Source organism: Streptosporangium minutum (genome assembly GCF_002149035.1).
Classification (GTDB): Bacteria; Actinomycetota; Actinomycetes; order Streptosporangiales; family Streptosporangiaceae; genus Streptosporangium; species Streptosporangium minutum.
In genome coordinates this window covers 1-6,028 of sequence record NZ_NGFP01000382.1, presented here as the reverse complement: position 1 = coordinate 6,028, position 6,028 = coordinate 1, and the positions used below count along the sequence as shown (strand labels likewise).

General features: G+C 68.9%; 5 protein-coding genes. 1 reads left to right on the top strand and 4 read right to left on the bottom strand.

The genetic code is table 11. The annotated features are described in order from the left end of the window. The first annotated feature begins 195 nt into the window (after positions 1-195). Complete coding sequence (locus tag CA984_RS41985; RefSeq protein ID WP_086578895.1) at positions 196-939, top strand: alpha/beta fold hydrolase; 744 nt, start codon at positions 196-198, stop codon at positions 937-939. Positions 940-1,583: 644 nt separating this feature from the next. Here CA984_RS41985 and CA984_RS41980 read toward each other — a convergent pair. From CA984_RS41980 to CA984_RS41965, 4 genes are read right to left on the bottom strand one after another with little or no spacing between them, the layout of a single operon-like run. After that, complete coding sequence (locus tag CA984_RS41980) at positions 1,584-2,204, bottom strand: response regulator (protein WP_086578894.1); 621 nt, start codon at positions 2,202-2,204, stop codon at positions 1,584-1,586. Continuing rightward, the gene (locus CA984_RS41975) at positions 2,201-3,409 is read right to left on the bottom strand and encodes a sensor histidine kinase (RefSeq protein WP_086578893.1); all 1,209 of its coding nucleotides are present in this window, start codon (positions 3,407-3,409) and stop codon (positions 2,201-2,203) included. The genes CA984_RS41980 and CA984_RS41975 overlap by 4 nt, the downstream gene beginning before the upstream one ends. A 35-nt stretch (positions 3,410-3,444) precedes the next feature. Next, entirely contained in the window at positions 3,445-5,265 is a 1,821-nt protein-coding gene (locus tag CA984_RS41970; RefSeq protein WP_086578892.1) for a hypothetical protein, read from the bottom strand. Further along, positions 5,247-6,017, bottom strand: coding sequence for an ABC transporter ATP-binding protein (locus CA984_RS41965; protein WP_086578891.1), 771 nt, complete (start codon positions 6,015-6,017; stop codon positions 5,247-5,249). Before CA984_RS41965 ends, CA984_RS41970 begins: the two co-directional genes overlap by 19 nt. Positions 6,018-6,028: the final 11 nt, after the last annotated feature.

Below are 6,028 nucleotides of genomic sequence, written 5' to 3'. Positions count from 1 at the left end.
CCCCGTACACCGCCGTCTCCATCCCCCGCCCCTGACTTCCGCACCGGCGCCGGACGGCTGCGTATACTCCACGCCCATCCGGACACCCCACCACGTACTACGGTGGAGCGCATCACATCGCGGGGCCGCGGCTGCACCGTGCAAACGTTGTCGTCTCCGACAACCTCGATCCCACAGGGGGCACCTGCCTTGTACATGCGAGAGACCGGTAATGCCGCTGGTCCTGTCCTGTTGCTGATCCACGGCGGTGGCGTCGCCGGCTGGATGTGGGATGCGCAGGTCGACCACTTCGGAGCGCGCTATCGCGTTCTTGTGCCTGATCTCCCCGGTCACGGTCACAGCCATGACACGGCCTTCACGACGAGCGCGGCGGTTGTCGCCGAGCTCGCCGCTCATCTCGCGCAGCTCCCCGTCGGCACGGACGTCACTGTGGCAGGTTTTTCGCTCGGCGCACAGCTCGCACTCGAACTGGCCGCTTCCCATCCCGAGGTGGTCACACGCGTGGTCATCACCAGCGCGCTGACTCAGGGCATACCGTTGCCGAGCCTGAGCCACTGGCTCGTCAGGCTCACCGCACCGCTCGCCCGGCAGACATGGTTTGCCAAGCTCCAAGCGAAGTCGCTGTACATCCCGGACGATCTCCTCGACGACTACATCCGCACCTCGCAGACCCTGCCCAGGGAGAGTCTGATCGCGCTGACCCGGGCCAATGCGGAGTTCCGCACGCCGTCGGCCTGGCACCGGTTCCCCGGAGCCGCTCTGCTCCTGGCCGGAGCGAAGGAACCACGAGCACTCCGGGAGGGGATGCGGCAGCTCGACCATGACCACTCGAACAGCGAGCTGATCATTCACGAGCACGCAGGCCACGGACTGCCGCTGCAATACCCCGAGTGGTTCAATGCGCGCGTCGAAGGCTGGATCCGCGCCGACCTCGCGTGAATCGCCGAGATCATCCAGAGTTCACGATGAGGCCGGTGCACCACGGCGTCCGCCGGGGGAGAGGCCTCCACATTCATCCAGTTCGCGATGGGCTTACGGCGGTTTCGGGAGAAGGCCGCGAGCTACCGGGAGTCGAGCCGGCAGAGGATCACTCGTCCACGGCCTCGGGCCGACGCTGCCAGCGGACGGCAGACGCCGACGCCGGTGGCCGGCTCGGCGCGGTGATGGTCCCCGGAGCTGTCTTATAGGCGAGGCTCGGTGGGGGAGGGGCATCGAAGGGGACCGGTTCGAGAGGTGCCTGGGGGAGTGGCCGGCGGTATCCTCCGTCGCTCGGTAGGGAGACAAGGAAACCGGTTTCCGCGGACGGGCTTCAAACGTCTGGACGCATGGACGATGACACCTCAGACTTATTAATCTACATTGTAAAGGCGCTCGATCGGTTTCAAGATCATTTACAACGGACTGAAGGCTCCTCAGCTAAAAGCAAAACAGGGTGGCTGACGTACCCGGTGACGGTGGCCGGGTGGCGCGCAGCGGGAGGCCGGAGGCGGCCTGTCGGCAAGGCTGGCCCCACCAGCCGCCATTTGCGGCATTCCTGCAGGTAGGCGAAAGTGGGTCTCTGCCAAAGGCGGACTGTCCGTCGACTAACCGAGCAAACCTCGTCGATAACCCTCGCCAACGGCGGCGGCGCGGTCGCGGACGCCGAGTTTGTCGTAGATGTGCAGCAGGTGGGTCTTGATGCTGGCCTCGCTGATGAAGAGTTTGGCGGCCGCCTGGCGATTGGTGGCGCCGTCAGCGACGAGGGCGAGGACCTGGAGTTCGCGGTCGGAAAGGGCAGCCTTTACCGGTCGGCGTACCTGACCCATCAGGCGGCCGGCGACCGAGGGGGACAGGACCGGCTCGCCCGCGGCGGCGGCGCGGACGGCGCGCAGGAGTTCGTCGGTGGGGGCGTCCTTGAGGAGGTAGCCGGTGGCGCCGGCTTCGATGGCAGGCAGGACGTCGGAGTCGCCGTCGAAGGTGGTCAAGACGAGGGCTTTGATGTGCGGATGGGAGTGGCGCAGGGCGGTGATGGCGCTGACGCCGTCCATTTCGGGCATACGCAGGTCCATGAGGACGATGTCGACCTCGAGTGCGGCGGCGCGTTCGACGCCCTCGCGGCCGTTGGCGGCTTCGCCGGCGACATCGATGTCGGGTTCGGCTTGGAAGGCCGCGCGCAGGCCGTCGCGGACGATGGGGTGGTCGTCCACGATGAGGAGCCGGATCACCGCCGGTCTCCCTGGAGTGCGGGGACGGTGGCGCTGACAGCGGTGCCCTCGCCGGGTGTGCTCTCGATCTCGAGGGAGCCGCCGACGCCGCGTACGCGTTGTCTCATGCTGCTGAGTCCGAATCCTTCGCCGTTGGGGTGGTGGATGCCGGTGCCGTTGTCGCGGATGTCGAGGAGCACGACGGGGCCGGTGTAGGAGAGGGTGAGGCCGGCGCGGGTGGCGCCCGCGTGTTTGGCGACGTTGGTGAGGGCTTCCTGCGCGACGCGGAAAAGGGTCACCTCGATGGCGGGGCTGAGGGGGACGCGGTCGCCGGTCACTTCGACGAGGAGGTCGACGCCGGCGCTCTGGGACCAGCCGCGGGCCAGGGTGGTCATGGCTTCGGGGAGGTGGGCGTCCTCGAGCTGGTGGGGCTGGAGGGCGGAGACGGAGCGACGGGCTTCGGTGAGGCTGTCCTGAGCGAGGTTGAGCGCGAGTTCGACGTGGGCGCCGGAATCCTCGACGCGCTGGGCGGCGCGGAGCTGGGTGATGATGCCGGCGAGGCCCTGGGCGAGGGTGTCGTGGATCTCGCGCGCCATGCGCTGGCGTTCGTCGAGGATGCCGGCTTGGTGGGCCTGGGTCAGGAGCTGGGCGTGGAGGTCGGCGTTCTCCTCCATGGCCGTCTGAAGGTCGCTGGCTGCCTTCCGGTATATGCGTTGCCGGTCCTCGATCTTGATGCCGACGATCGAGCCGCCGCCGATGGCGACGGTCTGCACGGCGATGATCGCCAGGTAGAAGGCGATGAGCTGGATGGTGGCCTTGCTCCAGTCGAGCGTCGATCCGTAGAGGATGAAGGAGGTGGCGGCGACGGCGGCGAAGGTCCACTTGGAGGGAGCGAAGTGGGCGGCGAGGAAGAAGCCGGAGATGCAGTAGATGACGAAGATGGGGTCGTGGAAGGCCAGCAGTGCGGCGGTAACCAGGATGCCGACGAAGTGAACGGTGACGGCGACCCGGCCCCGGCGCACGGTGGCGGGGAGGAGGGTGCGAGTCCCGACGATCCAGGCGAGGGCCAGGGCGGTGAGCGCGAGGGTACGGGGGATCCCGCCTGGAGGCTGGTCGGGTGAGGCCAGGCTGATGAGGAGGGAGGCGGCGAGGGTGACGTAGGGGACGATCTCGACGACGTTCTCGAAGCGTCGCTCCCAAATGGAGAGTGGGAAAGGGTCGTTCATCCGGGGCGTGCCCTCCTCTCGGGTATGGACGGGTTTCAGCTGGTAGCGGCCGATGAGGATGAGCTTAGGCGCATGGGGATCAGGATGGCGTAGCCGTACATGAGCAGCCCGATGGCGATCATGAAGATGATGGTGGGCCACTGCCAGATCGGCGGGAGATGAAGGGCGAGGAACCATCCGCGGTCCTCGATGCCGACGATCTTCATGACCATGGGCACGAGTCCTTGGGGGAACAGGGGAAGCCAGGCGATGAGGTAGCAGATCGTGACGCCGATGCGGTGCTGGACGGGGAGGTCCGCGGTGGTGGGTTTGTCGGCCTGGGGTGCCGGGCCGTGCTTCATGAGGTTGAGCAGGTCGATCCCGTGGCTCTCGAGCCTGCGGTAGGCGATCTTGCCGAGTCCCCAGGCGCTGAGGACGCCGGTCAGCACACCGGTGACGATGCCGGCCCAGGGGTTGAGGAGGATGGCGCCGGCCGCGGGCAGGGCGATGGCGGGGACCGCGACGAGCACGATCCAGGCGAGGCTGGTTTCGGCGGTTTCGTCAGCGCCGGTGCTGAGCGGGTTGCCGCCGCGCTTGTGGGGGTCGGTGCCGGGGACGAGCGAGGTGACGGCCAGCAGGACGATGAGCCCGGCGCCGCCGCCGAGGAGGGCGGGGAGCAGGCCGAGAACCCACGGCCAGGCCCACGCCTGGCCGCTGACCAGAGTGCCGGCCAGGGACAGGAGCACTGCGGCCGGCCCGACGATGAGGAGCCAGGCCAGTTGGCGTCCGCGGACGTCGGCGCGTTCCGCGCCGGGGGTCATGAGGGTGAGCCAGAGGGCGGTCCCGTCGGCGCCGTAGAGGTTGGCCGAGGACGCGGCGGCCATCACAATCGCGATGAGTCCCGTGAAGGGGACCATGATCCAGGAGTCGATGGTGACGAGTAGGAGGGGGGTGACGATGGCATAGGAGAAGGCGAGGGCGAGGAGCTGGATGCGGACGAGGTCGCGCCACCAGGCGCGCAGTTCCTTGGCGGCGGTGATGCGGGCGCCGCCGGCGGCGGGGAAGGGGCGGGGAGCGCCGCGGCGGGTTGGCACACCGCCGCGAGCGGCCGAGACGACGCGCCGTGACAGCAGGACGGCCCAGGCGGCCAGGAGGAGGGCGATCACGCCGGCGCCGGCGACAAGGATGGCGAGGGCGAGGGGCCAGGGGGCTTCGATGGCGGCCACGCCCCAGCCGGAGGGCAGGGCCCGGACGAGGACCTGGGACCAGGCGGCGGTGTCGGTGCCGCCCAGAGCTACGAAGGGCGCCCAGCCGTTGCTGCACAGGGCGATGGCGGTGCCGATCGCGATGCCGACGGCGGCCGCGGTGGCGCGGGAACGGACGAACAGCCCGATGAGCGCCACGATGACGCGGGAGATCATCACCATGGTGATGAGCGTGGTGACGGCTGCTCCCAGGCCGATGAGCACTCCGGCCGGGCCGAAGCGCCAGCCGTACACGGGCAGGGACAGCAGGGCAATGAGATTGACCGCAGGTGCGGGGCCCGCGAAAGCTCCAGCGAGCAGTGCCGCCGCGATCCGGCCTGGCGTGGCCGGGAGCATGGAGAAGTATTCGGGGCGGAGGGCCTCGTTGCCGCCCCCGAAGAGGATGGGGCCGAAGATCCAGCCGGAGAACCACGCGGCCAGGGTGAGGGGCAGGTAGGCGGGCCACAGTACGGCGACGGCGATCGTTCCGAAGGCCAGGAGCACCCCGAGCGAGACGCCGGTGTAGAGGTTGGCGGCGTCCTCACCGCGCAGAGAGTTGCGCATGATCGCCAGCCGCATGCGGATCATGTGCTGTGCGGCGACCGGGCCGGAGGTCAGGAGGAGGTGAGCCATGCCAGCCCCTCCGTTCCTCCGGCGCGGGCGCCGACGAGATCGACGAAGGCGTCCTCCAGGGTTGCGGCGCCGCGTACGTCGGCCAGCGGCCCGGCGGCTACGACACGGCCGTCGGAGATGACGCCCACGTGGTCGCAGACCTGCTCGACGAGGGCCATGACGTGGCTGGAGATGATCACGGAGCCGCCGTTGGCGGTGAACCTGCGCAGGATGGTCCTGATCGTGGCTGCGGAGACGGGGTCGACGGCCTCGAACGGCTCGTCCAGGACGAGCAGGCGGGGCGCGTGCAGGAGGGCGACGGCCAGGCCGATCTTCTTGCGCATGCCGGTGGAGTATTCGATGACCAGGGTCCGCTCGGCGGAGTCGAGTTCGAGGATCTGGAGGAGTTCGTCGGTGCGCTCGGCGACGACGGCGGGCTGCAGGCCGCGCAGCAGGCCGAGGTAGGTGAGGACCTCGCGGCCGGTGAGCCGTTCCGGCATGGCGTTGCCGTCGGGCAGCACGCCGATCAGTCCCTTGGCCTGGACGGTGTCACGCCAGACGTCGACGCCGAAGATCTCGGCGCTGCCGGCGTCGGGGCGGAGCAGGCCGACGGCCATGGCCAGGGTGGTGGTCTTGCCGGCGCCGTTGGGGCCGACCAGACCGTAGAAGGATCCGGCGGGGACGGTGAGGTGGATGTCGTCGACGGCTACGTGGTCGCCGAAGGCTTTGCGGAGCCCGGTGGTGCGGAGGGCGGGCTCCCGGTTTGTTGGCATGACTTGAGAAT

Excerpts from the sequence above, each read along its gene's own strand:
- CA984_RS41985 (WP_086578895.1), top strand. The coding sequence starts at position 196 with ATGCGAGAGACCGGTAATGCCGCTGGTCCTGTCCTGTTGCTGATCCAC.
- CA984_RS41975 (WP_086578893.1), bottom strand. The coding sequence starts at position 3,409 with ATGAACGACCCTTTCCCACTCTCCATTTGGGAGCGACGCTTCGAGAAC.
- CA984_RS41970 (WP_086578892.1), bottom strand. The coding sequence starts at position 5,265 with ATGGCTCACCTCCTCCTGACCTCCGGCCCGGTCGCCGCACAGCACATG.
- CA984_RS41965 (WP_086578891.1), bottom strand. The coding sequence starts at position 6,017 with ATGCCAACAAACCGGGAGCCCGCCCTCCGCACCACCGGGCTCCGCAAA.